The organism is Pseudomonas sp. Irchel 3H3 (assembly GCF_900187635.1).
GTDB lineage: Bacteria > Pseudomonadota > Gammaproteobacteria > Pseudomonadales > Pseudomonadaceae > Aquipseudomonas.
In genome coordinates this window covers 11,962-37,417 of sequence record NZ_FYEC01000026.1, presented here as the reverse complement: position 1 = coordinate 37,417, position 25,456 = coordinate 11,962, and the positions used below count along the sequence as shown (strand labels likewise).

The 25,456-nt window shown below is 61.3% G+C and carries 21 protein-coding genes and 4 tRNA genes; 16 read left to right on the top strand and 9 right to left on the bottom strand.

Going from position 1 to position 25,456, the window contains the following annotated elements:
* The first annotated feature begins 1 nt into the window (after position 1).
* From CKW24_RS22290 to CKW24_RS22275, 5 genes are all read left to right on the top strand, one after another.
* The gene (locus tag CKW24_RS22290) at positions 2–733 is read left to right on the top strand and encodes an adenosylcobinamide-GDP ribazoletransferase (protein ID WP_095170328.1); all 732 of its coding nucleotides are present in this window, start codon (positions 2–4) and stop codon (positions 731–733) included.
* A gap of 61 nt (positions 734–794) precedes the next feature.
* Positions 795–1,199: a MarR family winged helix-turn-helix transcriptional regulator gene (locus CKW24_RS22285; RefSeq protein ID WP_095170327.1), complete on the top strand. Its 405-nt coding sequence runs from the start codon at positions 795–797 to the stop codon at positions 1,197–1,199.
* Positions 1,200–1,260: 61 nt separating this feature from the next.
* The gene (locus CKW24_RS22280) at positions 1,261–2,460 is read left to right on the top strand and encodes an MFS transporter (RefSeq protein ID WP_162530236.1); all 1,200 of its coding nucleotides are present in this window, start codon (positions 1,261–1,263) and stop codon (positions 2,458–2,460) included.
* Positions 2,457–2,579 (top strand): hypothetical protein, encoded by a 123-nt coding sequence (locus CKW24_RS28505; RefSeq protein ID WP_256585528.1) that lies wholly within the window; start codon positions 2,457–2,459, stop codon positions 2,577–2,579. The genes CKW24_RS22280 and CKW24_RS28505 overlap by 4 nt, the downstream gene beginning before the upstream one ends.
* 70 nt (positions 2,580–2,649) lie before the next feature.
* Complete coding sequence (locus tag CKW24_RS22275; RefSeq protein WP_095170325.1) at positions 2,650–3,201, top strand: glutathione peroxidase; 552 nt, start codon at positions 2,650–2,652, stop codon at positions 3,199–3,201.
* An 87-nt stretch (positions 3,202–3,288) separates the two neighbouring features.
* On the opposite strand, the gene CKW24_RS22270 is transcribed toward CKW24_RS22275, so the two are convergent.
* The 3 genes from CKW24_RS22270 to CKW24_RS22260 form a co-directional block, all read right to left on the bottom strand.
* Positions 3,289–4,560: an OmpP1/FadL family transporter gene (locus tag CKW24_RS22270; protein ID WP_095170324.1), complete on the bottom strand. Its 1,272-nt coding sequence runs from the start codon at positions 4,558–4,560 to the stop codon at positions 3,289–3,291.
* Positions 4,561–4,705: 145 nt separating this feature from the next.
* A complete protein-coding gene (locus tag CKW24_RS22265; RefSeq protein WP_095170323.1) occupies positions 4,706–5,188 on the bottom strand; it encodes a hypothetical protein in 483 nt (160 codons plus the stop codon).
* Between the two features lie 280 nt (positions 5,189–5,468).
* On the bottom strand, positions 5,469–5,693 hold the full coding sequence (locus CKW24_RS22260; RefSeq protein WP_007898912.1) for a hypothetical protein: 225 nt from the start codon (positions 5,691–5,693) through the stop codon (positions 5,469–5,471).
* A gap of 870 nt (positions 5,694–6,563) precedes the next feature.
* On the opposite strand from CKW24_RS22260, the gene CKW24_RS22250 reads away from it, so the two are divergent.
* Together CKW24_RS22250 and rmuC are read left to right on the top strand one after the other, a co-directional pair.
* Positions 6,564–6,887, top strand: a complete 324-nt coding sequence (locus CKW24_RS22250; protein ID WP_095170322.1) for a hypothetical protein — start codon at positions 6,564–6,566, stop codon at positions 6,885–6,887.
* A 175-nt stretch (positions 6,888–7,062) separates the two neighbouring features.
* Positions 7,063–8,427 (top strand): DNA recombination protein RmuC, encoded by a 1,365-nt coding sequence (gene rmuC, locus CKW24_RS22245; protein WP_162530235.1) that lies wholly within the window; start codon positions 7,063–7,065, stop codon positions 8,425–8,427.
* 78 nt (positions 8,428–8,505) lie between these two features.
* Here the strand turns inward: rmuC and CKW24_RS22240 are convergent, their stop codons facing one another.
* Positions 8,506–11,976, bottom strand: a complete 3,471-nt coding sequence (locus CKW24_RS22240) for a PAS domain-containing hybrid sensor histidine kinase/response regulator (protein ID WP_095170320.1) — start codon at positions 11,974–11,976, stop codon at positions 8,506–8,508.
* Positions 11,977–12,174: 198 nt separating this feature from the next.
* On the opposite strand from CKW24_RS22240, the gene CKW24_RS22235 reads away from it, so the two are divergent.
* The 3 genes from CKW24_RS22235 (at position 12,175) to CKW24_RS22225 (ending at position 15,691) form a co-directional block, all read left to right on the top strand.
* A complete protein-coding gene (locus tag CKW24_RS22235; RefSeq protein ID WP_095170319.1) occupies positions 12,175–12,486 on the top strand; it encodes a cupin domain-containing protein in 312 nt (103 codons plus the stop codon).
* A 106-nt stretch (positions 12,487–12,592) separates the two neighbouring features.
* A complete protein-coding gene (locus CKW24_RS22230) occupies positions 12,593–13,744 on the top strand; it encodes a TDT family transporter (RefSeq protein WP_095170318.1) in 1,152 nt (383 codons plus the stop codon).
* 72 nt (positions 13,745–13,816) lie between these two features.
* Positions 13,817–15,691: an MFS transporter gene (locus tag CKW24_RS22225; protein WP_095170317.1), complete on the top strand. Its 1,875-nt coding sequence runs from the start codon at positions 13,817–13,819 to the stop codon at positions 15,689–15,691.
* Between the two features lie 54 nt (positions 15,692–15,745).
* Here CKW24_RS22225 and sugE read toward each other — a convergent pair whose 3' ends face one another.
* The 3 genes from sugE to rdgC all read right to left on the bottom strand — a co-directional run bounded on the left by sugE (position 15,746) and on the right by rdgC (position 18,194).
* On the bottom strand, positions 15,746–16,063 hold the full coding sequence (gene sugE, locus CKW24_RS22220; protein ID WP_095170316.1) for a quaternary ammonium compound efflux SMR transporter SugE: 318 nt from the start codon (positions 16,061–16,063) through the stop codon (positions 15,746–15,748).
* A gap of 118 nt (positions 16,064–16,181) precedes the next feature.
* Entirely contained in the window at positions 16,182–17,147 is a 966-nt protein-coding gene (locus tag CKW24_RS22215) for a bile acid:sodium symporter family protein (RefSeq protein ID WP_095170315.1), read from the bottom strand.
* A 126-nt stretch (positions 17,148–17,273) separates the two neighbouring features.
* Positions 17,274–18,194, bottom strand: a complete 921-nt coding sequence (gene rdgC, locus CKW24_RS22210) for a recombination-associated protein RdgC (protein ID WP_095170314.1) — start codon at positions 18,192–18,194, stop codon at positions 17,274–17,276.
* A gap of 159 nt (positions 18,195–18,353) precedes the next feature.
* Between rdgC and CKW24_RS22205 the strand changes: the two genes are divergently transcribed.
* The 5 genes from CKW24_RS22205 (at position 18,354) to CKW24_RS22185 (ending at position 21,236) form a co-directional block, all read left to right on the top strand.
* Positions 18,354–18,429, top strand: a tRNA-Val gene (locus tag CKW24_RS22205).
* Between the two features lie 19 nt (positions 18,430–18,448).
* Positions 18,449–18,525: transfer RNA gene (locus tag CKW24_RS22200), tRNA-Asp, on the top strand.
* A gap of 187 nt (positions 18,526–18,712) precedes the next feature.
* Positions 18,713–18,788: transfer RNA gene (locus CKW24_RS22195), tRNA-Val, on the top strand.
* 19 nt (positions 18,789–18,807) lie between these two features.
* A tRNA-Asp gene (locus tag CKW24_RS22190) sits at positions 18,808–18,884 on the top strand.
* Positions 18,885–19,193: 309 nt separating this feature from the next.
* Positions 19,194–21,236, top strand: coding sequence for a c-type cytochrome (locus CKW24_RS22185; protein WP_095170313.1), 2,043 nt, complete (start codon positions 19,194–19,196; stop codon positions 21,234–21,236).
* A 47-nt stretch (positions 21,237–21,283) separates the two neighbouring features.
* Here the strand turns inward: CKW24_RS22185 and CKW24_RS22180 are convergent, their stop codons facing one another.
* Together CKW24_RS22180 and CKW24_RS22175 are read right to left on the bottom strand one after the other, a co-directional pair.
* A complete protein-coding gene (locus tag CKW24_RS22180; RefSeq protein ID WP_095170312.1) occupies positions 21,284–22,420 on the bottom strand; it encodes a catalase family protein in 1,137 nt (378 codons plus the stop codon).
* Between the two features lie 28 nt (positions 22,421–22,448).
* Positions 22,449–24,257, bottom strand: coding sequence for a di-heme-cytochrome C peroxidase (locus CKW24_RS22175; protein ID WP_095170365.1), 1,809 nt, complete (start codon positions 24,255–24,257; stop codon positions 22,449–22,451).
* Between the two features lie 270 nt (positions 24,258–24,527).
* On the opposite strand from CKW24_RS22175, the gene CKW24_RS22170 reads away from it, so the two are divergent.
* The gene (locus CKW24_RS22170; protein WP_095170311.1) at positions 24,528–25,241 is read left to right on the top strand and encodes an FKBP-type peptidyl-prolyl cis-trans isomerase; all 714 of its coding nucleotides are present in this window, start codon (positions 24,528–24,530) and stop codon (positions 25,239–25,241) included.
* The last annotated feature ends 215 nt before the right edge of the window (positions 25,242–25,456 follow it).

The window sequence follows — 25,456 nt, the reverse complement described above, 5'->3', positions numbered from 1 at the left end:
CATGTTGCCAATGTGGATCGCCCTGCAATTTCTCAGCAGCCTGCCGATTCGCCTGCCGGGCATGCCGTCACCTCAGGAGCTGGGGCGCTCATTGCTGTTTTATCCGCTGGTGGGCCTGTTGTTTGGTGGGCTGTTGTGGGGCCTGAACGGACTATTGGGGGGCGCGCCGGCGCTGTTGCACGCGGCCATCCTGCTGACGGTCTGGGTGGTGCTCAGTGGCGGCTTGCACCTGGACGGCCTGGCCGACAGTGCTGATGCCTGGCTCGGTGGTTTTGGTGACCGCGAACGCACCCTGACCATCATGAAAGACCCGCGCAGCGGACCGATTGCCGTGGTCACCCTGGTGCTGGTGCTGCTACTCAAGTTCGCCGCCTTGCTGGCACTGATCGAACAGCAGGCCACGGTCGCGCTGATCCTCGCGCCACTGCTCGGGCGCACGGCCTTGCTCGGCTTGTTCCTGACGACGCCTTATGTGCGGGCGGGGGGGCTGGGGCAGGCATTGGCTGACCACTTGCCACGCCAGGCCGGCCGGTGGGTGCTGCTGCTCAGTGCGCTGGCCTGTGTACTGATCGCGGGCTGGGGTGGAGTGATTGCGCTGGTGGTGGCGGTAGGGGTGTTCGCCGGCGTGCGTCATTTGATGATGCGCCGCCTTGGCGGGACAACCGGGGATACGGCGGGGGCGTTGCTGGAATTGCTGGAAGTGGCGGTGCTGATGGCTTTGGCGCTGGCTTGAGGGGAGGCGGAAATCGTAAGCAAAGCTTGCATAAAGTTAAACGCGGGTATATACACGCACCATGCTAGCCTCTCAGTGTTTATGCACCAACCTGCGTCGCGCCGCCCGTGGCGTCAGCAGGCATTACGACGGCGCCCTCGACGGCTTCGGGATCAACGTTGCCCAGTATTCTTTGCTGTGCAATCTGCAGCGCCTGGATCAGCCGAGTATTTCCACCCTGGCCGAGGCCATGGGCCTGGATCGCAGTACTCTGGGGCGTAACCTGCGGGTGCTGGAAGGTGAGGGACTGGTGCGGATGGTCGAGGGTGAAGACCAGCGCAACCGCATCGTGCAATTGACCGAGGCCGGGCGTGAGCGCCTGGCGGCGGCTTTGCCGGCCTGGGAGGCGGCGCAACAACGTTTGATCGATCGGTTGGGCGCCGAGAAGCGCGCAACATTGCTGGCCTTGCTGGACGAACTCGCATGAAGCGGGTTTTTTCGAGTTTAAGCGGGTATATACCCGCGATTGGAGAATGACAATGACATCGATGTGGCGTACCAGCGGTTGGATTTTACTTGGGAGTGCGCTGATTCTGGCGTTGTCCCTCGGCGTGCGGCATGGCTTCGGCCTGTTCCTGCCGCCGATGAGTGAGCAGTTCGGCTGGGGGCGCGAAGTGTTCGCCTTCGCCATCGCCTTGCAGAATCTGATCTGGGGCCTGGCGCAGCCCTTTACCGGCGCGCTGGCCGATCGCTTCGGCGCCGCGAAAGTGGTGCTGGTGGGAGGTGTCTTGTATGCGGTGGGCCTGGTGTTCATGGGGCTGTCCGACTCGCCCCTGTCACTGTCGCTGAGCGCCGGCCTGTTGATTGGTATCGGCCTGTCCGGGACGTCTTTTTCGGTGATTCTCGGCGTGGTTGGGCGGGCCTTGCCGGCGGAGAAACGCAGCATGGGCATGGGGGTCGCCAGTGCTGCCGGCTCCTTCGGCCAGTTCGCCATGTTGCCCGGCACCCTGGGCCTGATCGGCTGGCTCGGCTGGTCCAGCGCGCTGCTGGTGCTGGGCGTGCTGGTAGCGCTGATTGTGCCGCTGGTGAGCATGCTCAAGGACAAGCCGCTGCCGGTGCTGGGCCATGAGCAGACGCTGAAGGAGGCCCTGCGCGAGGCCTGTTCGCACTCCGGCTTCTGGCTGCTGGCGTTCGGCTTTTTTGTCTGTGGTTTCCAGGTGGTGTTCATCGGTGTGCACTTGCCGGCCTACCTGGTGGATCAGCATCTTCCGGCCACCGTCGGCACCACGGTGCTGGCCTTGATTGGCCTGTTCAATATCTTCGGCACCTACACCGCCGGTTGGCTCGGCGGGCGGATGTCCAAGCCGCGCCTGCTGACCGGCCTGTACCTGCTGCGCGCGGTGGTGATCGGGCTGTTTCTGTGGATGCCGGTCACCCAGACCAGCGCCTACCTGTTCGGCATGGCCATGGGCTTCCTCTGGCTGTCGACGGTGCCTTTGACCAACGGTACGGTGGCGACCCTGTTCGGTGTGCGAAATCTCTCTATGCTGGGAGGTATCGTCTTCCTCTTTCACCAATTGGGCTCGTTCCTCGGTGGCTGGTTGGGCGGGGTGGTGTATGACCGAACAGGAAACTACGACTTGATCTGGCAAGTGGCGATTCTCCTCAGCCTGTTGGCGGCTGCCTTGAACTGGCCTGTGCGTGAGCGTCCGGTGGCGCGCCTGCAAGCCCAGGCGAGCGCGGCATGAGGTGGATCGCCTTGAGGCTGGTGGCGACGGCGGTTGTCGCGCTGCTGCTGGCGCTGGCCTGGTGGGGCTGGCATCAGGGCGGCCTGGCCATGATGCAGCTGGGACTGGGAGCTTGCTAAATAGCCACTTGCCATCATTCGTGCAGGGCGAGTAACGTCGCCCTCTGACGATTTCTCGAGGACACCCGATATGCTGATGCGCTGGCTAGCTGTTCCCGCCCTGCTGTTGCTGGTCGCAGGTCCGACGTTGGCCGCTGAGTGCCCGGCACTGCTGTCGGGCTCATTGCCCAAGCTGCATGCCAAGGAATCCATTGAACTGTGCCAGCGTTTTGCCGGCAAACCGCTGGTGGTGGTCAATACCGCCAGCTTCTGTGGTTTCGCTCCGCAGTTCAAAGGCCTTGAGGCGTTGTACCAGCGCTACAAGGAGCAGGGGCTGGAAGTGCTTGGCGTGCCGTCCAATGATTTCAAGCAGGAGTCCGCGGATGGCGCGGAGACGGCCAAGGTCTGCTACGTCAATTATGGCGTGACCTTCACCATGACCGAGCCGCAGAAAGTTCGCGGTGCCAGCGCCATCCATCTGTTCAAGGTGCTTGCCGAGCAAAGCAGTTCGCCGAAGTGGAATTTCTACAAGTACGTGGTGGACCGCCAGGGCAAGGTGATTGCCAACTTCTCCAGCCTGACCAAACCCGAAAGCCCGGAATTCATCGCGGCGGTGGAGCAGGCCCTGGCCTCGAAACCCTGAATGCCAGCCATTAAAAAGCCCCGCCTCTGAACCAGAGAGCGGGGCTTTTTGCTGTTCAGCAAGCGCGCCATTCAGGCGCGCCGTGAATCAGAAGCGGTAGGTCGCGCCCACACCAAAGCCGTTTGCCCAGTTTTCATACTTGGCGTTGTAGCTCTGGCCACGATCGTTCTGATTGTTGACCTTGACCGCTTCTTCCTTGAGGTAGGAGTAGGCCATGTCGATGGTCAGGTCTTCAGTTGGGCTCCAGCCGGCGCCCAGGCTGAAGATGGTACGGTCGCCAGTCGGGATGCGTGGGGAGCGATCGACGTTGTTGGTCGGGGCCTGGTCAAACGACAGGCCGGTACGCAGTACCCACTGTTTGTTCAGCTTGTACGAAGCACCGACGGCGTGCGCCCAGGTGTCATGCCAGTTCTGCTCTTCGGTGATTTCACCGAACTGCGAGCCCAGCACGCCAGGTACACCCTTGTTCTCTACGGTGATTTCTTTCAGGCGGCTCCAGCGGGTCCAGGTGCTGCCTGCGTACAGGGTCCACTGGTCGTCCAGAGCGTGGGTCACCGAGAAGTCCACCGACTCAGGGGTGGTCAGGTCCAGGGACGCGTCGTACTTCTGGTCCTTGCTCTGGCCAGCCAGTGGCAGCAGGCCGTAGTTGACCTTGGTGTTGCCTTCGAGCTTGTACTTCACTTTCGAGTGGTAGGTCAGGCCGACGCGGGTGCTGTCGGTCAACTGGGCCAGGATCCCGATGTTGTAGCCCAGGGCGGTATCGTCGCCCTTGATGCGCACGTGGCCATCGGGAGCAGCCTGGGTAATCGACAGGTCGGATTCCAGCTTGCCTTGGATACGGTTGATGGTCGGACCAAAACCGATGGAGACCTTGTCATTGAATGCGTAGGAAACAGTTGGCTGCAGGGTCACGACTTTAACGTCGCTCTTGCTGCCGAAGTATTTGCCGGCAAAACCGTTCTCGTAGTCGGTGACCAGGCCAAATGGCGCGTACATGCCAACGCCGACGGCCCATTGGTCATCGATCGGCTTGACGTAGTAGCCCATGGGAACGGCAATGAACGGAACCATGTCGCCCTGGTTGGTGCCATTGTTAGGGCTGGAGCTGGCATTGCTGATGTCAGTGTGGGCATCGAGCATGGCGACCCCGCCAGTGACTTGTTCGCGCTTGAGGCGCGCCATGCCGGCAGGGTTACCGAAAACTGTGCTTGCATCATCGGCGACAGAAGAACGCCCGGCGAAACCAGTACCCATCCCACTGATGCTTTGTTCGTTGATGGCAAAGCCAGCTGCGAAGATCTGGGTGGATGCCAAGGTAACGGCGAGGCTAAGGGTGGTTTTGAGCATGACTTTTTTCATTATTAGAACTCCGGGTGATCACCGGGGCGAAAATTACCAACATTTTCGACTCAGCGCTATAGCCGGTAATGCTTGAGATAGAGCGGTTTTGTAGGACAATCCGACCATAATCGCGGGATTTTCCCCGATCTTGCAAATTGCCCGGTCAGCAGGCGACCTGATTCATCGGTGAAACACAGTCGCGCCATGCACAAGTGAAGTCGCGCAGGCGTCCTTGGGGTTGGAAGGTCTGGCGCCAGATTCGGGCCATTCCCAACAGGTCGTCGGGTTCGGGCAGCGGGGTGTTTTGCTCTTCGATCAGCAGCCAGGCAATGGCCGTGGCATAACGCAGATTGACCGTCAGTTCCAGGTGCGGGCCACTGAGAAAGGCATGCTGGCTGGCGAGGCCGCGCACCAGGCTGGCACGTTCCGGATCCAGGGCCAGGTAGTCATCCCACAGGGCCTGGTGGCGAAGCTCGGCAATCCGGTACAGGCCGTGGCCACGGCGGTCATGCAGGGCGGAGCCGAGGGCTGACTGGCTGGCGGCGACACCCAGCAGCAGGGATTCGGCAGTCGTGCTATGTCGTCCCAGGTAAATCAGGGTAGGACGGATCACAAAACGGCACAGTTCGCTGGCAGCGATACCCATAAGGCCCTCGAAACGTTAAGTGAGCGGCGATACCTGAATGGGGGGGGGCTTGGCAGCGGTAGGTCGACTCAGGCTCGCCGGAAGCGGATCATGCCGCTTGAGTTGAAGTGTAGTGTCATATTCTTGCTGTAAAGGACTGTTTTTAAAATATTTCCAGCTCGCAGTTATAACCGTTATATCGGTTGGTGCTTAAGCCAGGGTGGGGCGATGGGAAATATCAGGCAATAAAAAGCCCCGCATTTTCAGCGGGGCTTTTGTGGTGTTCAGTCTTTCTCGCGTCTCAGGCAACCAGTGCCTGGCGAGTACGCTCGATCACGGCCTGCAGCGGCTCGGCGCTGGAGTACTGGTCGGGATACAGGCGTTCGCTGTGACGAGCGATCCCGTGTTCGTTGACCAGCGTGAAGCTGAAGCAGCCTTTGCGAGCGGCCATGATCAGGCAGTTCATTGGGGCAAAAGCGTTGGTTAGGGTGCGAATGGCATCCTGAGTATGGATTTGAGTCGACATAATTATTGGTGTTCCTGCAAATGACACGGAATCTGATCCGTGCAGCGTTAAAACGTTCCAGTAACGTCGATCACCATTGATCGAACGAAGAACCCGACTGGAACAAAGCAGCCAGTTGAAGCGCTATTAAATGTGCGCGCTTGGGCCGGCAGGTAGGTACTTAGGAGGGCAGGCAACACATCAAGGGCAAAGGTTCTGGGCCCGGGGTGAAGATCCTGATCAATTTGCAGGTTGGTTCGGTCAGAGTAAGTGAGCTTCGCAACACCCTTTGCATTCGATTCAAAGGCTGTGTTGTCGCAAGCGTTACCTGGAAACCATCGAGGTGGTCGATCCCGTGATGTCGGTAGAAGCTTCTCTTTAGGGAAGGTATACCGCGGGAGGTGTTCGACCAGAATTGACTTTCAGCTTGGTACTAACGCTGCGGATACTAACGGATTGAAATGCTTAAGGGAAGTGTGTTAGGCAAAAAACATTTGCTTACGTTTGCTGGGTTGTTACCTCTGCTTGGCAAAACGCACGCAAAAAGTGCGGTGATATAACCAGTGCACAGGTACTTGTGCACAATAGCCGGGCAGGGTGTCACCCCGCCGACATTTCCCCACTGGGTACAGTGGGTGCCTGTAGTGAAAATTTAAGTCAATGAAAAACATCGCTTTTTTTTACTGGTGAAAAAATCGTCAGTTTGAGCGGGAGCCCCATTCCACAGGGCTTCTGGCGAGTTCGGGGCGGGTTGTCCACTGAGTTATCCACAGCTTCTGTGGATTGTCCCGAGCGCTTGCTCTAGGACGGGCGTGCTGGGTTTTTTTCGGCTTTACCCGTACGAAAAAAGGAGTAAAGTGGCGCGCCTTCCGATCTGTCCCACAGTGCTTTATGAAGTTTCGCTCAGTATCAACTTCTGTTACCTCCCCACCCTCAGGTGTTACCGCCCCCAAGCGCATGTCAATGCGAGTGGCCGAGTGGCTGCTTGACAGTCCCCGCCTGGGCGATAACCCCAACGTCAAACATTTTGCCGGGCGTTTGCTCAAGGCACCTGCCCGTGAAGGGGTGGTGGCCGCGCAAAGTCGCCTGGGTCAATTGATGTGCCGCGAATGTGGCAATGCCCGCGACCGCCGCATTGGCCAGGACCTGCTGCGCCAGGCTGCACGTGCCGGTGACCGGCGGGCCCTGCGCGAGCTCGGGCAGATCGAAGACTGAGCTGTCCAAGCCCGGGCGGCTTGGTTAACCTTCGGGCTTTAATTCTTCGGCAGGAGTCGTCATGGCTATGGACTTGACCAGTGTGTTGCTCGGTCTGGCGGGCGCTGGGTTGCCGTTGTTGTTTCTGGCGTGGCAACTGCAGCGGCGCTTGAGCCTGGCACAGGCCGACCGGGCGCTGCTGGAAGAGCGCCTGGGTACCGCCCAGTTGGCCCAGGACGGCCTGAGCGCGCAACTGGACGCCTGCCGCGATGAAATCAGCGACCTGGGACAAGCCAACGCCAGCAAGCAAGCCGAACTGGCGGCTGTGCGCCGGGAAGTCGAACTGCTGCAGATAGAGCGCGACAACGCCCGTGACGCGGCCCATGCCTGGAACCTCGAACGCAACAGCAAAGAGACCGAGCTGCGGCGCCTGGACGCCCAGGCCGCTTCGCTGAATGCCGAATTGCGTGAGCAACAGGACAGCCATCAGCAACGCCTCAACGACCTGCAAGGTTCGCGCGATGAGCTGCGCGCGCAGTTCGCCGAGTTGGCGGGGAAGATCTTCGATGAGCGCGAGCAGCGCTTTGCCGAGACCAGCCAGCAGCGCCTGGGCCAGTTGCTCGACCCGCTGAAGGAGCGCATTCAATCCTTCGAAAAACGCGTCGAGGAAAGTTATCAGGCCGAGGCGCGCGAGCGTTTCTCCCTGGGCAAGGAGCTGGAGCGCCTGCAACAACTGAACCTGCGCCTGAGTGACGAGGCCACCAATCTCACCCGAGCCCTCAAGGGCCAGAAAACCCAGGGCAACTGGGGCGAGTTGATTCTGGAGCGGGTGCTGGAGCATGCGGGCCTGGAGAAGGGTCGCGAGTACCAGACCCAGGTCAATCTCAAGGGCCCGGATGGCGAGCGTTTCCAGCCGGACGTGTTGATCTACCTGCCGGGCGACAGGCAAGTGGTGGTCGACTCCAAGGTCAGCCTCACGGCCTATCAACAGTACGTGGCTGCCGAGGATGCGGCGCTGGGCCAGGCGGCTCTCAAGCAGCATGTGCAATCCTTGCGCAACCACGTCAAAGGCTTGTCCGACAAGGATTACAAACGCCTGGAAGGCCTGCACAGCCTCGACTTCGTGTTGTTGTTCGTGCCCATCGAAGCGGCATTTTCGGCAGCGCTGCAGGCGGAGCCGAACCTGTTTCAAGAGGCCTTCGATCGGCACATCGTGATCGTCAGCCCGACCACCCTGCTGGCGACCCTGCGGGTGATCGACAGCCTGTGGAAGCAGGAGCGCCAGAGCCAGAACGCCCGGGAAATCGCCGAGCGTGCGGGCTGGCTGTACGACAAGTTCGTGTTGTTCATCCAGGACCTGGACGAAGTCGGCAATCGCCTGCAGCAGTTGGATAAAGCCTACAGCGCAGCCCGCAACAAGCTGACCGAGGGCCGTGGCAACCTGGTCAGCCGCAGCGAGCAGCTCAAGCTGCTCGGCGCACGGGCCAGCAAGAGCCTGCCAGCGGACTTGCTGGAGCGGGCGATGACCGATGTTGATGGCTTGGCTGAATTGCCCGAGTAACGCTAGTCGTCCCCGGCGCTGTCGGTCGCAGCCTCGCGTTGCTCGACAGCTGCTACGGGTTCGTCGCCCGGGTGATGGTCAAAGCGGCAAATGCCGACTCAACAAGGCTCGCAAGGCCGCCGGTTTCACTGGTTTGGCCAGGTAATCCAGCCCCGCGGCATGCACTTGGGCGACCATCTCGGGGCGGCCGTCGGCGCTGATCACCACGCCTGGCACCGGCTCACCCAGGCGGGTGCGCAGCCAGGCCATCAATTGAGTCCCGGTTTCGCCGTCATCGAGGTGGTAGTCCACCAGTGCCAGTTGCGGGCGCATGCCGTCGTTGAGCAGGTTCGCGCATTCCTCGCGGTTACGCGCGGTGTACACCTGGCAGCCCCAGCGCGTGAGCAGGCTATTCATGCCGATCAGGATGCTGTCTTCGTTATCCACGCACAGCACCTGCGCGCCCGTGGGCAGGCGGCCGTTGAGCTCGGCGACTTTGCCGGGCGCGCTGGCCTGGGCGCGGGCCAGCGGCACGCTGACGCTGAACACGCTGCCTTTGCCCGGCCATGAGCGTACTTGCAGTTGATGGCCGAGTACCCGGCACAAGCCGTCGGCAATCGCCAGGCCCAGGCCCAGGCCTTTCTCGGCGCGGGTCTGGTGGCTGTCCAGGCGCTTGAACTCTTCGAAGATCACCTGGCGCTTGTCTTCCGGGATCCCCGGGCCACGGTCCCAGACTTCCAGGCACAGTTGGTCGCCCTTGCGGCGCACCCCCAGCAGCACCGGGCCCTTGGCGTAGCGGAAGGCATTGGTGAGGAAATTCTGCAGCACCCGGCGCAGCAGTTTGCTGTCGCTGTCGACCCGCAGGCGGCTGCCGCGCAAGCGGAATTTCAAGCCTTGCTCGCGGGCCAGGGCCTTGAATTCAGCGCCCAGGGTGTCGAACAGTTCGTTGAGCACGAAGGGTTGGCGATCCGGGTTGATCTTGCCGTTTTCCAGGCGCGAGATGTCCAGCAGATCGCTGATCAGGTCTTCGGCCGAGCGCAGCGAACTGTCCAGGTGATGCACCAGTTGCTGGGTTTCCGGGCTCAGGTCTTCGTCGCGGTGGGACAGGGCGGCGGAGAACAGGCGCGCGGCATTCAAAGGCTGCATCAAGTCATGGCTGACCGCCGCGAGGAAACGGGTCTTCGACTGGTTGGCCGACTCGGCCGTGCCCTTGGCTTCGGTCAGGGCGACGTTCAGTTGCGACAGTTCGTGGGTCCGCTCGGTGACGCGGCGCTCCAGGCCTTCGTTGGCCTCGGTCAGCGCCTGTTCGGCTTCGCGGAATGCGGTGATGTCGGTGAAACTCATGACAAAACCACCACCCGGCATCGGGTTGCCGATCAACTCGATCACCCGCCCGTTGGGGAACAGTCGCTCGGAGGTGTGGGCGCGACCCTGGCGCATCCAGTGCAGGCGGCGGGCCACGTGCACTTCCGCTTCGCCGGGGCCACACAGGCCGCGCTCGGCATTGTGGCGAATGATGTCGGCAATCGGCCGGCCGACGCTGATCAAGCCGTCGGGATAGTTGAACAGTTCCAGGTAGCGGCGGTTCCAGGCCACTAGCTTGAGCGACTGGTCGACCACGCTGATGCCCTGGGTGATGTTTTCGATCGCGCCTTGCAGCAGTGCGCGGTTGAACTGCAGCACTTCCGAGGCTTCGTCGGCGATGCGTACCACGTCTTCGAGCTGCATTTCCCGGCCTTCAATCGCGGCTTTCACCACGGCGCGGGTCGATGAAGCCCCCAGGACACCGGCGAGCAACCGCTCGGTGTGGGCGATCCATTCACCGTCGGCATTCTGGTTCGGGTTGAAGCCTTTGCCCTGGCGATAGGCGAAGCGGATGAAGCTCTGCCGCGCCCGCTCTTCGCCGACGAAGCGGGCCGCCAGTTGCAGCAGGTCGTCGATCTGCACCGCGAGCAGCGAGCGGCCACTGGGCCGCGCGCTGATCTCCTGGCCGATGAAGCGCCCGGCTTGCCAGTGTTCCGAGACCCGGGTGCGGGACAGCACCGAGACCCAGGCAAACAGGGTGAAGTTACCCGCCAGTGACAGCACCACACCCTGGGTCAGCGGGGTGATCGGCAGGTTCAGCGGGTTGCTGTGCAGCCAGCCGAGACCGGGGAAGGTGCTCAGCGACCAGCCCATGCTGTGGGCGGCAATCGGCAGGATCAGCGTGTAGAACCACAGGAAGGTGCCCGCGGCGAGGCCGGCGAATACGCCGCGGCGGTTGGCCTGTTTCCAGTACAGCGCGCCAAGCATCGCGGGGGCCAGTTGGGTGACCGCGGCAAAGGCGATCTGGCCGATGGTGGCCAGGCTGGCGGTCGAGCCAAGCAGGCGATAGGCGACATAGGCCAGCAGCAGAATCACCACGATGCTCACGCGACGGACCGAGAGCATCCAGTGGCGGAACACTTCGAACGGGCGCTCGGCGTTTTTGCGCCGCAGCAGCCACGGCAGCAGCATGTCGTTGGAAACCATGGTCGACAGCGCGACACTGGCGACGATCACCATGCCGGTGGCGGCCGAGGCACCGCCGATGAATGCCAGCAGCGCCAGGGCCGGATGGGCCTGGGCCAATGGCAGGCTGATGACGAAAGAGTCTGGCAGCACGGAGCTGGGCAGCAGCATTTGCCCGGCCAGGGCTATCGGCACCACGAACAGCGCGGCCAGCGCCAGGTAGGCGGGGAATACCCATTTCGCCAGGCGCAGGTCCTGGGGTTCGATGTTCTCCACCACCGTGACGTGAAACTGCCGGGGCAGGCAGATGATCGCCATCATCGCCACACCGGTCTGCACCACCATCGACGGCCAGTTGATGGTTTCCTTCCAGTATTGCTCCAGGCGCGGGGCGAGCATGGCCTGGTCGAACAGGTCATCGAAACCGTCGTACAGGCCATAGGTGACAAATGCGCCGACGGCAAGAAAAGCGAACAGCTTGACCAGCGACTCAAAGGCAATCGCCAGCACCATGCCCCGGTGGTGCTCGGTGGCATCCAGGTTGCGGGTGCCAAAGACGATGGTGAACAGCGCCAGGATCAACGACACGATCAGCGCCGTGTCCTGGGCGCGGGTGCCCATGGCGTCGGCACCGGCGCCGATCAGCAGGTTGACCCCCAGGACGATACCTTTGAGCTGCAAGGCAATGTAAGGCAACACGCCGACCAGGCAGATTAGCGCCACCACCACCGCCAGCGACTGGGATTTACCGTAGCGGGCGGCGATGAAGTCGGCAATCGAGGTGATGTTCTCCTGCTTGCTGATCATCACCATCTTTTGCAGGACCCAAGGCGCGAACACCAGCAACAGGATCGGCCCCAGGTAAATCGGCAGGAACGACCAGAGCTGTTCGGCGGCCTGGCCTACCGCACCAAAGAAGGTCCAGCTGGTGCAATAGACGGCCAGCGACAGGCTGTACACCCAGGCGCGCATGCGCGGCGGCAGCGGCGTGCTGCGGCGGTCGCCATAAAAGGCGATGGCGAACATGATGGCCATATAGGCCAGGGCGACGGCGGCGATCAGCCCGCTGGACAACGACATGGAAACTCCTGGCAAAAGACCCCCGGGACTGCAGTCCGGTCGAACAGTCTCGCACGATGTTCAGGCGGCGTCAGTGTCGACCAAGGTCTCAGCGTGGCGGGGTGTCGCAGGGCGATCTTGAGCGAGCCGAGCCTGAGCAGGGCATTTGCGTTAGCCTTGGCCATCAATCAGTACTGACCCCAAGGATTGCCCCCACCCATGAAGATCATCCGCAGCAAAGCGTTTACCGGCGAGCGGGCCTGGGCGGCGCTGGATATCGCCAACATGAATGGCATCACCACCCGCCTGCACTGGACGGATCAGCCATACAAATGGCACGTCAACGATGGTCAGGAAGTGTTTGTAGTGCTCGATGGACAGGTGCAGATGCGCTACCGCGAGAACGGTGTCGAGCAAGCCGTTGTGCTGGAGGTCGGGGACATTTTCTACGCCGCGGTGGGGACCGAGCACGTGGCGCATCCACAAGGCCCGGCGCGGGTGCTGGTGATCGAATCCGAGGGCAGTGTATAGAGCGCATATCTGCAAAATAGATAACAGTTAGAGATATTACCCGTTATATAGATATTCGATCTGCTTCTATCATGGGCCCTACCTCATCAGGGGACAGGAGCTCAGCATGCAATGCGCCAATAGCAGCAAAATTCTCAACCGGCCCTTGAGCCAGTTACAGCACCCGCGCGAAGTGATTCGCCAGTTCACGCCCAACTGGTTCGCCGCCACCATGGGCACCGGGGTGCTGGCATTGGCCTTGGTCCAGTTGCCGCTGGCAATCCCCGGACTGCGGGTGTTCGCCGAAGGCCTGTGGCTGTTCAATATTGGTCTGTTTCTGTTGTTCAGCGTGCTGTATGCCGCGCGCTGGGTGTTGTTCTTCGATGAGGCGCGGAGGATTTTCGCCCACTCCACGGTGTCGATGTTTTTCGGCACCATTCCCATGGGCCTGGCCACCATCATTAATGGTTTCCTGGTGTTTGGCGTGCCGCGGTGGGGGCAGGATGTGGTCCAGGTGGCCGAGGTCCTGTGGTGGCTGGACGTCGCCATGTCGCTGGCCTGCGGCGTGCTGATCCCGTACATGATGTTCACGCGGCAGGAGCACAGCATCGACCAGATGACCGCGGTGTGGTTGTTGCCGGTGGTGGCGGCGGAAGTGGCTGCAGCCAGCGGGGGCCTGCTGGCCCCGCACCTGGCGGACGCCCATGGGCAACTGGTGATGCTCTGCACCAGCTACGTGCTGTGGGCGTTCTCGTTGCCAGTGGCGTTCAGCATCCTGACCATCCTGTTGTTGCGTATGGCCTTGCACAAGTTGCCCCACGAGAACATGGCGGCGTCGAGTTGGCTGGCGCTGGGGCCGATTGGCACCGGAGCGCTGGGCATGTTGCTGCTGGGCGGTGACGGGCCGGCGATCTTCGCGGCTAATGGCCTGCCGGGAGTCGGTGAAGTGGCGGCGGGGCTGGGGCTGATCGGCGGCATCACCCTGTGGGGTTTTGGCCTGTGGTGGATGCTGATGGCGGTGCTGATTACCCTGCGCTACTTGCGCGACGGCATTCCCTTCAACCTCGGTTGGTGGGGCTTTACCTTCCCCCTGGGCGTTTATTCGCTGGCCACCTTGAAGCTGGCCAGCACCCTGGGCCTGGCCTTCTTCAGCCTGTTCGGTTCGGTGCTGGTGGTGCTGCTGGCGAGCCTGTGGCTGATCGTCGCCAAACGTACGGTGCAGGGAGCATGGCGCGGTGAGTTGTTTGTCTCGCCGTGCATCGCCGGATTGAAGAAATAGTCTTAAGGTTGTGGCCTGGATCGCTGAGCGACATTCCAATAAGAGCATCCAAGCCACTCAGGGACATGGAAGATGAGTCAACCTTCGCAGTTCACCTTGCTTCGCAAGCGGCGCTTCCTACCGTTTTTTCTTACGCAATCGCTCGGGGCGTTCAACGACAACATCTTCAAGCAGTCGTTGATCCTCGCCATTCTGTACAAGCTGGCCATTGAGGGCGACCGCTCGATCTGGGTCAACCTGTGCGCGTTGCTGTTTATCCTGCCGTTCTTTCTGTTTTCGGCGCTGGCCGGACAGTTCGGGGAAAAGTTCGCCAAGGACGCGTTGATCCGTCTGATCAAGCTGGGGGAAATCGCCATTATGGCGGTAGGCGCGGTCGGCTTCATGTTCAATCACCTATGGCTGATGCTGCTGGCGTTGTTTGCCATGGGCACTCACTCGGCGCTGTTCGGTCCGGTGAAGTATTCGATTTTGCCCCAGGCGCTGCGCGAAGAAGAATTGGTCGGCGGTAATGGCCTGGTGGAAATGGGCACCTTCCTGGCGATCCTCGCCGGGACCATCGGTGCCGGGATCATGATGTCCTCCAGTCACTACGCGCCCATTGTCTCCACGGCGATCATCGCCATCGCCGTGCTCGGTTACCTGGCCAGTCGTGGCATTCCCCGCGCAGCAGCCTCTACGCCTGGGCTGCGGCTGAACTGGAATATCTTCAGTGAGTCCTGGGCCACCTTGCGCCTGGGCCTGGGGCAGACACCAGCGGTGTCGCGCTCGATTGTCGGCAACTCATGGTTCTGGTTCGTCGGAGCGATTTACCTGACGCAGATCCCGGCATACGCCAAGGAGTGGATGCACGGCGACGAAACCGTGGTGACCCTGATCCTCACGGTGTTTTCGGTGGGGATTGCCCTGGGCTCGATGCTCTGCGAGAAACTCTCCGGGCGTAAAGTCGAGATCGGCCTGGTGCCCTTTGGCTCCTTCGGCCTGACGGTGTTCGGCCTGCTGCTGTGGTGGCACTCGGGCGGTATCCCGGACAGCGTCGAAGGCCATGGCTGGCTCGAAGTGCTCGGCTTCGCCCATACCTGGCTGGTGCTCCTGGACATCCTCGGGCTGGGGGTGTTTGGTGGTTTCTACATCGTGCCGCTGTATGCGTTGATCCAGTCGCGCACCGCCGAACACGAGCGGGCGCGGGTGATAGCTGCCAACAACATCCTCAATGCGCTGTTCATGGTGGTGTCGGCGATTGTCAGCATCGTCTTGCTGAGCCTGGCCAAGTTGACGATTCCCCAGTTGTTCCTGGTGGTGTCGCTGCTCAATATCGGGGTCAACACCTACATCTTCCGCATTGTCCCCGAGTTCAGCATGCGCTTCATGATCTGGCTGCTCAGCCATTCCATGTACCGCGTCCAGCACCGGAACCTGGAGCTGATTCCCGATGAGGGGGCGGCGCTGCTGGTGTGCAATCACGTATCGTTTGTCGACGCCTTGCTGATTGGCGGCGCGGTGCGTCGGCCGATTCGCTTCGTGATGTACTACAAGATCTACAACCTGCCGGTATTGAACTTCATCTTCCGCACTGCCGGGACGATTCCCATCGCCGGGCGCCAGGAAGACATCCAGATCTACGAAAGGGCCTTCAGCCGCATCGCCCAGTATCTGAAGGACGGCGAACTGGTGTGCATCTTCCCGGAAGGCAAGCTGACCGCTGACGGTGAGATCGATGAGTTCAAGGGCGGGCTGACGCGGATTCTCGAACAGACTCCGGTGCCGGTGATTCCCTTGGCCCTGCAAGGGTTGTGGGGCAGCTTTTTCAGCCGCGACCCAAACAAGGGTTTTTTCCATCGGCTATGGTCGCGGGTGACCCTGGTGGCAGGCCCGCCGGTAGCCGCCGAGGCGGCAGCGCCGGCGCAGTTGCAGGCACGGGTCAGCGAGTTGCGGGGGGCGGTGCGCTAGAAGTGCACAGATAAAAAAACGCCCGCGTAATGCGGGCGTTTTTTATCCAGTTGATCAGGCCGCGCTGATTTTCAGCCCGACCAGTCCGGCAATGATCAGCGCAACGCTGGCCAGGCGGAACAGCGCCATGGATTCACCAAACAGGATGATCCCGGCGATGACTGTGCCCACTGCGCCAACGCCAGTCCAGATCGCGTAGGCGGTGCCCAGCGGCAACTCCTTCATCGCCAGCCCGAGCAAGCCGAGGCTGATGACCATGGCGGTGATTGTCAGGGCGGTGGGCAGGGGGCGGCTGAAGCCGTCAGTGTATTTCAGGCCAACGGCCCAGCCGACTTCAAACAGACCGGCGAAAAACAGAATGATCCAGGCCATGCAAACCTCCATCGATTGACGGGGTCGTCCCCAGATTAATGACTCGATCGAGCCGCGAGGTCGTCCTCGCGTTGCGCAGTATAGTGCCCATCATTAGTCCGGGGATCAAGCTCCCACGTCAGTCAGCCGCTTGTTGTGCCGCCAGTTCCCGGTCCTGTTTCTCACTCATGCGTCGGAAGTAGGTCGAGAGCAGGGCGCCGGAAATGTTGTGCCAGACGCTGAACAGGGCGCTGGGCACCGCCGCCAGCGGCGAGAAGTGCGCGCTGGCCAGTGCCGCCCCGAGCCCCGAGTTCTGCATACCGACTTCCAGGGCGAGGGATTTGCGTTGTGCCAGGGGCAGGTTGAACACTCGTCCGGTGAAGTAGCCCAGGAGGAAGCCGAAGCTGTTGTGCAGCATCACCACCGCCATGATCAACAGGCCGGACTCGGCGATTTTGGCTTGGCTGGCGGCAACCACCGCGGCCACGATGATCACAATACTCACCACCGAGACCAGCGGCAGTACTTCGACCGCGTGGCGCACCCGGTTGCCCAGCAGGCGCTGCGCGACCACACCCAGCACGATAGGCAGCAGCACCACCTGCAGGATCGACCAGAACAGCTCCATAAAGGAAACCGGCAGCCAGGCCGAAGCCAGCAGCCAGATCAAGGCTGGCGTCAGCAATGGGGCGAGCAGGGTGGTGACTGCGGCAATCGCCACGGACAGCGCCAGGTCGCCGCGTGCCAGCCAGGTCATCACGTTCGACGAAGTGCCACTTGGGCAGCAACCCACCAGAATCACCCCGACGGCAATTTCCGGGGGCAGGTGGAACACCTGGCACAGCACCCATGCCACGCCGGGCATGATCACAAAGTGCGCGACCACACCCAACGCCACGCGCCACGGATGACGTGCGACTTCGGCGAAGTCTTCGAGTTTGAGGGTCAGGCCCATGCCGAACATCACCAGCCCCAGCAGCGGCACGATGAAGCTTTTCAGGTCGATGAACCAAGACGGTTGCAGGAATGCCGCGACCGCAAAAATCAGTACCCAGTAAGCAAAGGTGTTGCCGACAAAACGACTCAGTGCTGCCAATGCGCGCATGACCTGTTCCTTATTATTAGTTACACCATAAAACACTTGTAGGAGCGAGCTTGCTCGCGATGGTGTATCAGACGTCAGACACACCATCGCGAGCAAGCTCGCTCCTACAAGAGAGATCGCCAGCCTTTAGATGCCCTGCGGAATCTCTTCGCCGCCCAGCGCTTCCACCAGTGCCGGGAGGAATTCGCCGAAGGTCAGCATCATCAGGGTGAAGCTGGCGTCCAGTTGGCCCAGGGCTTCGTCGCCACCGTCCTGTTCCGCCTGGTCTTGCAGCAGGTCTTCGAACTTCAGGCGCTTGACCACCATCTTGTCGTCGAGGACAAACGACAGTTTGTCTTGCCAGGCCAGGGACAGCTGGGTCACCACTTTACCGGTGCTCAGGTGCAGCTGGATTTCTTCGCTGGTCAGGTCCTGGCGTTTGCAGCGCACGATGCCGCCGTCTTCGTGGGTGTCGCGCAGTTCGCACTCGTCCAGCACAAAGAAGTCGTCCGCGGCTTTCTGGGTAGTGACCCATTCGGTCATGGTTGCGGTCGGCGACATTTTCACTGTCAGCGGACGCACCGGCAGGGTGCCGATCACTTCACGCAGGGTCGACAGCAGGTCTTCGGCACGTTTCGGGCTGGCCGAGTTGACGAGGATCAGGCCCTGCTTCGGCGCGATGGCAGCGAAGGTCGACGAGCGGCGGATAAAGGCGCGCGGCAGGAACGCCTGGATGATTTCATCCTTGAGCTGGTCGCGTTCCTTCTTATAGACCTTGCGCATTTGCTCGGCTTCGATCTCTTCGACCTTTTCCTTGAGCGCGTCACGCACGACGCTGCCTGGCAGGATGCGCTCTTCCTTGCGTGCGCTGATCAGCAGGAAGTCACCGCTGACATGCACCAATGGTGCATCTTCGCCTTTGCCAAACGGCGCGACGAAACCGTAGGTGGTCAACTCCTGGCTTGCACATGGACGCGCCAGCTTGGTGGCCAGTGCAGTTTCCAACGCCTCGGCATCAACAGGCAGATCTTGGGTCAGGCGATAGATAAGCAGGTTTTTGAACCACATGGGGTGAGTCTCTCCTTTATACAAAGGGGGGCATTATTCTCCGCGCAGCTCAATAGGCCAACCCTTCGCTAAGCCTTTGGAAGGCCTGAAAAAATTATTTAAAAAAGTGCTTGCCAGAGGTGGGGTCGCTCCGTAGAATGCGCGCCACACCGAAGCGAAGGGTGATTAGCTCAGCTGGGAGAGCGTCTGCCTTACAAGCAGAATGTCGGCGGTTCGATCCCGTCATCACCCACCATTCGTTTTCAGTGTTATGCGCAGCGGTAGTTCAGTCGGTTAGAATACCGGCCTGTCACGCCGGGGGTCGCGGGTTCGAGTCCCGTCCGCTGCGCCATATTCGGTAACCTGGATCGCTGAACGCCAGGTCACCACGGAAAAGCCCGCTTAGGCGGGTTTTTTTCTGTCCGAAGTTCCTGCAGGAAGCATGTTTCACCGGTTTTTAGATTTATTTGAAAAATACTTCAATTAAATCAACACTTTATAAAAACCTGTGGCATAATGTGTCCCGCAACGAAGGTAAAGGGTGATTAGCTCAGCTGGGAGAGCGTCTGCCTTACAAGCAGAATGTCGGCGGTTCGATCCCGTCATCACCCACCATTTACTTTCAACGCTTAGCGCAGCGGTAGTTCAGTCGGTTAGAATACCGGCCTGTCACGCCGGGGGTCGCGGGTTCGAGTCCCGTCCGCTGCGCCATATTCGGTAACCTGGACCACTGAACGCCAGGTCACCACAGAAAGCCCGCCTAGTGCGGGCTTTTTGCTGTCTGGGATTTGGCAAACTTCCCTTCGCCCCTCCTCGCAACACCTTGGCCGTCCGCGCCAAACCTCTTTGTCGCCAGCCATTCGGACTGCGCCTGATACATGTCAACGACCACACCGGCCAATTCCTATAGAAAGTACCTGGGACCTGCACATCGCGGTTGCCGTTTGCTGAACCTATAAAAACGAAGTGGTGCCTGGCCAACGGGAAAACCCGACGCAGGCGCCATAAGGGGTGTTTTCAATGGATCTGAATTTGCCGCGACTGGCCGTGTTGGTTTCGTCGTTATTGTTTGTGCACCACCTCAACGCCAGTGAGCCGCCGTCGGCAGCGGCCACCGAGGCTGACCCGTTGATCGCCCAAGGCAAGTACGTGGCCCAGCTCGGCGACTGTATTGCCTGCCACACCGCCAAGGACGGTGCGGTGATGGCCGGCGGCCTGGAACTGACAACGCCTATGGGCACCCTGTATTCCAGCAACATCACCCCCGATCCAGAAACGGGCATTGGCCGCTACACCTTCGAACAGTTTGACCGTGCCATGCGCCAGGGCGTGACGCCAGCGGGCGACAACCTGTACCCGGCGATGCCGTACCCGTCCTACGCCAAGATGAGCGAAACAGATATGCGGGCCTTGTATGCCTACCTGCTGCAGGGGGTCAGCCCGGTCAAGCAGGCCAATCTGCAGGCAGACATGAGCTGGCCGTTCAACCAGCGCTGGGGGCTGTGGTTCTGGAACAAGGTGTTCGTCGATGACGCTCCCTTCGCTGCGGACCCGGCCAAGGACCCACAGGTGAACCGTGGCGCCTACCTGGTGCAGGGCTTGGGTCACTGCGGCGCTTGCCATACCCCACGGGGTATCGCCTTCCAGGAAAAGGCCATGAGTGATGCCGGTGCCAGTGGCAAGCATTACCTGGCCGGGGAGACCGTCGAGCATTGGCGCGCACTCAGCTTGCGCAACCTGTGGACGGTGGAAGACACCGTGCAGTTGCTCAAGACCGGGCAGAACCGATTTGCCACGGTGTCCGGCAACATGGCGGAGGTGATCCATCACAGCACCCAGCATTTTACCGATGATGACCTGAACGCCATCGCGACCTACCTCAAGTCGCTGCCAGCCGGCCCGGATGACCTGCCGCCACCGTCCTTGCCACTGGCCCCGGCGGCGCCTCCGGCGACGCTGTTCAGCAGCCGTGGTGGCCTGGGCTACACGCAGTTCTGTGCCGACTGCCACCGTGCGGATGGCGGTGGTGTACCGGCGATGTTCCCGCCGCTGGCGGGCAACCCGAGCGTGGCCTCGGCCGATCCGACTTCGTTGCTGCACATCACCCTGACGGGCTGGAAAACCGCCGAGACCCAGACCCACCCGCGGGTCTACACCATGCCCGGATTCGCCCGGCTGGCCGATGACGAGATCGCCGAAATCCTCAGCTTCGTGCGCACCAGTTGGGGCAATAGCGGCTCAGTGATCAGCGCTGCCCAGGTCAAGCAGCTGCGTGGCCAACTCAAGCCGGTGGACGGGCCTGTCACCTTCGAAACCCCACGCCTGGCCGATATGCTAGTGGCGCCCAATGCGCCACAGGTAGTGCGGGGCATGCGCCTGCACCTGCAGACCAAGGCCCTGTTGCCGGACAACGTCGGTAACGCCTTGAACTGCACCAGTTGCCACCTGAATGCGGGCACTGTTGCCGATGGTTCGCCGTTTGTCGGGGTCTCGGCGTTCTTCCCGGGCTATGCACCGCGTGTGGGACGGGAAATTACCCTGGCCGAGCGCATCAATGGTTGCTTCCGCCGTTCGATGGACGGCAAGCCGCTGCCCGTCGAGTCGGCGGACATGCAGGCGATGATTGCCTACTTCGACTGGATGAAGCGCAACACCCAGCCCGGGGATAAAGTGGCCGGGCGCGGCGTCGGCAAGATCGATCCGGCGATCAAGCCTGACCGCGCCAACGGTGAGCGGGTCTACGCCAAGCAATGCGCGGTATGCCATGGCACTGAGGGCGAAGGCTTGAAGAGCGCCAAGGGCGAGTGGGTATTCCCGCCGCTGTGGGGCGAGGAGTCGTTCAACATTGGCGCCGGCATGGCGCGCACCTATGCCGCGGCGGCGTTCGTCAAACGCAACATGCCGATCGGCTTTCACGAGCAGTTCCCATTGGGGCAGGGCGGGCTGTCCGATCAGGAAGCGGTAGACGTCGCCGAGTACTTCTCCCATCAACCGCGGCCGGACTTCCCGGACAAGCACAAGGACTGGCCAAAAGGTGGCAAACCACAGGATGCCCGGTACTGAGCCTTGATCGCCGCACGCCCGTCGTCTGACGGGCGTGCGGCCTGGCCTTACTGTTCGGCGTTGCGCGCGTGCCGGTAGTCGCTGACCGCTTCGTACACGGCTTTGCGCAATCGATTGATCCCACCGATGGGGCGATGCGCCTCCAGCCCGAACCAGGGATTGAACGACTGATTGTCACATTGCAGATTCAGCGCCGGGGTGTCGAAGTCCTGGGCGGGAATCCGGATGCGCGCCACGGTTTCGAACGGCGCGTCGCTTTCCTGCCATTCAATGCTGGTGTCTTCGATGGGCATGTATGCGCCCGGGTCCTGACGTTGGATCTGCAGGACAAAGCAGGCCGCGACCCGGTCCGTCGACAGCTGCTGGTTCAGCGCACTGCGCAGGAAGTTCGGCAAGGCCTGGTTCTGCGCGGGGAGGGTGTAGCTCGGGCAACTGCCTGGGTCTGGAGCCACGCGAAATTTTGCGTTGGCGTTGCCAAACTTGTAGGGCGAGACGGAAAAATAGGTGCTCTGGGTGGGGCTCGTCGGTGCCGGCGCCAGCGTCGCCAAGGCGATGAACAGATGGCGCACCTGCCAGCTGCGCGGGTCCCAGCCGGGAAAGAATGCGAGGACTTTTTTGCCGTCGGCCTGGGCCGCGACGTTCTGCCGGTACTCGGCAACGTCACTGACGAAAAAGTTCGGGTGGTTGAACATGACAAAGTCCTGTTCGCCACGGCCTTGACGGTCCTTGAGTAACTGCGTGCCGGGTACGTCGAGTAACTTCAGGGCCATGCCCCGGGCATCGCGCATGCTGTCGAACTGCGGGTAGGCATTGCCGTTGGATAGACGCAGGGTCGCTTGCCAGGTCTTGCCGGCTTCGCTGAATACGCCCTGGCGCAGTTCCAGGGCCAGGTCGGTCAATACCTGGACCTCGGCCTGCAAGCAGCCGTGCGCCTTGGCGTGGGCGTCACGCAGGTAACGGGTGTTGTCGCGGTGCTGGTCGACGATGCGCACGGCAGTCTGGATCACCTCCTGGGTCATCGCGGCTTCGCCGGCCGGTATCTGCTCCTGGGCGGACACCGGCCCGCTGTGCTGCCAGGCCCACCAGGCGCTGGCCAGGGCCCAGCCGAGCAGGCCGAGTCCGAGTAACCACAGCAGGCATTTACCCAACAACGCCGCGAGGCGCAGCCATAGGCTCATCAACATGTAAAACTCCTTCCTGACTGTCTGCGGCTCATGGCAATTGCGCCTCCAATGGGCCGCCCAGCACCTTCAGGTACTCCAGCAGTGCCCAGCGTTCTTGAGGTAGCAACAGGCGCCCGATGACCCCGTTACCCCGTTCGCCAGCGCGAAACTCGTGGCCGCTGTTGTGGTTGCCGGTAACGCGCGTATCGAACACAAACCCGTTGTCGAAGGCTTCGGTGCGATAACCCAGGTGTTTGGGGTCGTACTCGAAGGTGCCTTTATAGAAGGTGCTCGCGCGTTCACTTTGCGGTGACAGCAGTTGGTAGAGGCTCGGCACCGAACCGTTATGCAGGAAGGGCGCAGTGGCCCAGACACCGGCCAGCGGCCGGGCCTTGTAGGCCACGCGCTCGCGTACGCCGATCGGCAGGGCAAAACCATCCATGTCCGGCCGCTCCTTAGGGGTGACGTTGGCCTCGCGGTAGGCGCGGTTCTCGACGAAGGCGGTGACGTAGGCCAGGCCCTTGGCGACTGACAACTGGCTCAGGTCCAGCGGCTCGGTGGGCGTGGGTTGCAGCTTGACGTCGAGGTCGGCCAATTCCGTCGGGTCCCATTGCAGTGGGGTGACGTCGAAGCGGTGCTGCGCGATGTTGTTGGCGCTGGCGGGGTCCGTGCCGATCACTGCCACCGGCAGCATTTTCAACTGCTGCTCGGGGCGCCCGTTGGCCTGGATCACCTTGGGCACGTGGCAACCGGCGCAGTTCTCGGCAAACAGCGCGCGGCCCTGGGCAGCCAGGGGCTTGTCGACGGTGCCCAGCAGCGCTTCGGGCCAGGCGGGCGGCTTGAGGCGCTTGAGGGTTTCTTCGATCAGGTGCAGGTCACGTACGCGCACGCTGGAGGGGTAGCGCGCATCGCCCTTGAGCGGTTGACCGTTGGCGTCGAAGAAACTCAGGGTTGCGCCCACCCCCAGGGCTTCACCGACGTTGCGCGCCATGGGCTGCTGCGCCGAGCCGTTCCACTGTACCCAGTCGAAGGTCCAGATATCCCACAGTTGTGGGTAGTCCACTGGGGCGTTGGCAACCCGATAATTGTCCGGGGAAATGGCGTCGCCAAAGGTGGCATTGGCGATACGGCCGAAGGCGTCGGTGCGCCCGGGGCCTTCCTCGGTGGGATAGAGACCGCGATGGGTGTCGTTCCAGGCCACGCGCAGGAAGGTGTCCAGCGAAGCCTTGAAGTCCTTGCGCAGTTGTCCGTGCCCGGCGTCGTAATCCTGTCCCAGCACATTGCGGGCGAAACGTTCGAATTTCCACGGGTTGTAATAGGTCGAGGCAAGGCTGGCCACCAGTGCCTGGCCGAAGCTGCCGCCGCGTAACGTGGGGACGCTGGAGGGCAGCACGTGCTGCGCCGTACCGCCATCGATGCGCAGGGCCTGGCCCTGGTAGCGCAACTCGCCGGTGTGGCAGGCGGCGCAGGTAATATCCAGATACTCTTCTTTGCTGCCAGGATTCTGGTGCCTGGCGAAGCCCACCGGCAGGTTGCCCGGATTACTGGAGGTGGCCGTTTGCGTCGGGTCCACCAAAAAGCCGAAGCGCGCCAGGTACTGCGGCGCGGCAAAGCGTTGCTCGGAAAACGGCAGCTCAAGGGCCTTGAACCAGTCGTACCGCAAGCCCTTTACCTGGGTGCCCTGGGGGGTGAAGTAATAGGTCTGGCGATCGGCCGCGCTCCACTGGTCGAGGTAGTTCACCTGGGTCACAGGCGTATAAACCGGCAGTTTGGGGTTGGCCACGTAATACAGCACAACGGCCAGCGCGACCCCCAACAGGGTCAGAATCAGCAGTAAAAAACGGAGCAGCAGGCGCACGATAAACATCCTTGTAGATTGATCGGGGTGTTATGCCTGAGCTCAAGTTTGGCAGCAAGAGGCCATTACGCCATAGGCTGTGGGAACAGGCTGCGTCTGCCCTCGGCTGAAGCTGACAGAAACTTCACCCTATTCATGGGTAAAACGCGTTAAAAGACCTGAACTTATCGGAGCTTTCCTGCTCTCATGCCGGTAGCCATTGGTCGTGGCGGCCTGATAAGCTCGCGGCTTTATTCGATTGCCCTTTAGGCGCATGAACAAGGAAATAGCATGAAACAGCATCGGTTGGCGGCGGCGGTGGCCCTGGTTAGCCTGGTACTTGCGGGTTGTGACTCGCAGACCAGCGTAGAGCTGAAAACCCCGGCGCAAAAAGCTTCCTACGGTATCGGCCTGAACATGGGCAAGAGCCTGGCTCAGGAAGGCATGGATGACCTGGACTCCAAAGCCGTAGCCCAAGGCATCGAAGATGCTGTCGGCAAGAAAGAACAGAAGCTCAAGGATGAAGAGTTGGTCGAAGCCTTCGCTGCGCTGCAAAAGCGCGCTGAAGAGCGTATGGCCAAGATGAGCGAAGAGTCGGCCGCAGCCGGCAAGAAATTCCTCGAAGACAACGCCAAGAAAGCCGGTGTGACCACCACGGCTTCCGGTCTGCAGTACGAAGTCGTGAAGAAGGCCGACGGCGCTCAGCCTAAGCCTACCGACGTAGTGACTGTGCACTACACTGGCACCCTGACCAACGGCACTGTGTTTGACAGCTCGGTCGAGCGTGGCAGCCCAATCGATCTGCCGGTCAGCGGCGTGATCCCGGGTTGGGTCGAAGGCCTGCAACTGATGCACGTAGGCGAGAAGTACAAGCTGTACATTCCTAGCGAACTGGCCTACGGCGCACAAAGCCCTAGCCCGGCAATCCCGGCCAACTCGGTGCTGGTGTTCGACCTGGAACTGCTGGCGATCAAAGATCCAGCCAAGCAAGACGACGCCAAGTAAGCTGCGTCGGATTGAAAAACAACGCCCCGTTTATCCGGGGCGTTGTTGTATCTGGCGGTCGGTGGGGGAAAATCCAGTAGAACCGACACCGGTTGTAGCAGTCATAGCATTGAAGGCGCCGCCGTTAGCCGCACCAGGCCGCCAAGTCAATGAAATGTTGGGGTTTTTTTATGTGAGTAAAAAACGCCCGATCTGACTCGAGCCCTTGTAAGACG

Bases quoted from the DNA above. Each gene is read 5' to 3' on its own strand.
- CKW24_RS22290 (WP_095170328.1), top strand. From the start codon at position 2: ATGTTGCCAATGTGGATCGCCCTGCAATTTCTCAGCAGCCTGCCGATT.
- CKW24_RS22285 (WP_095170327.1), top strand. From the start codon at position 795: ATGCTAGCCTCTCAGTGTTTATGCACCAACCTGCGTCGCGCCGCCCGT.
- CKW24_RS22280 (WP_162530236.1), top strand. From the start codon at position 1,261: ATGTGGCGTACCAGCGGTTGGATTTTACTTGGGAGTGCGCTGATTCTG.
- CKW24_RS28505 (WP_256585528.1), top strand. From the start codon at position 2,457: ATGAGGTGGATCGCCTTGAGGCTGGTGGCGACGGCGGTTGTCGCGCTG.
- CKW24_RS22275 (WP_095170325.1), top strand. From the start codon at position 2,650: ATGCTGATGCGCTGGCTAGCTGTTCCCGCCCTGCTGTTGCTGGTCGCA.
- CKW24_RS22270 (WP_095170324.1), bottom strand. From the start codon at position 4,560: ATGAAAAAAGTCATGCTCAAAACCACCCTTAGCCTCGCCGTTACCTTG.
- CKW24_RS22265 (WP_095170323.1), bottom strand. From the start codon at position 5,188: ATGGGTATCGCTGCCAGCGAACTGTGCCGTTTTGTGATCCGTCCTACC.
- CKW24_RS22260 (WP_007898912.1), bottom strand. From the start codon at position 5,693: ATGTCGACTCAAATCCATACTCAGGATGCCATTCGCACCCTAACCAAC.
- CKW24_RS22250 (WP_095170322.1), top strand. From the start codon at position 6,564: ATGAAGTTTCGCTCAGTATCAACTTCTGTTACCTCCCCACCCTCAGGT.
- CKW24_RS22240 (WP_095170320.1), bottom strand. From the start codon at position 11,976: ATGTCGTTGTCCAGCGGGCTGATCGCCGCCGTCGCCCTGGCCTATATG.
- CKW24_RS22235 (WP_095170319.1), top strand. From the start codon at position 12,175: ATGAAGATCATCCGCAGCAAAGCGTTTACCGGCGAGCGGGCCTGGGCG.
- CKW24_RS22230 (WP_095170318.1), top strand. From the start codon at position 12,593: ATGCAATGCGCCAATAGCAGCAAAATTCTCAACCGGCCCTTGAGCCAG.
- CKW24_RS22225 (WP_095170317.1), top strand. From the start codon at position 13,817: ATGAGTCAACCTTCGCAGTTCACCTTGCTTCGCAAGCGGCGCTTCCTA.
- sugE (WP_095170316.1), bottom strand. From the start codon at position 16,063: ATGGCCTGGATCATTCTGTTTTTCGCCGGTCTGTTTGAAGTCGGCTGG.
- CKW24_RS22215 (WP_095170315.1), bottom strand. From the start codon at position 17,147: ATGCGCGCATTGGCAGCACTGAGTCGTTTTGTCGGCAACACCTTTGCT.
- rdgC (WP_095170314.1), bottom strand. From the start codon at position 18,194: ATGTGGTTCAAAAACCTGCTTATCTATCGCCTGACCCAAGATCTGCCT.
- CKW24_RS22185 (WP_095170313.1), top strand. From the start codon at position 19,194: ATGGATCTGAATTTGCCGCGACTGGCCGTGTTGGTTTCGTCGTTATTG.
- CKW24_RS22180 (WP_095170312.1), bottom strand. From the start codon at position 22,420: ATGTTGATGAGCCTATGGCTGCGCCTCGCGGCGTTGTTGGGTAAATGC.
- CKW24_RS22170 (WP_095170311.1), top strand. From the start codon at position 24,528: ATGAAACAGCATCGGTTGGCGGCGGCGGTGGCCCTGGTTAGCCTGGTA.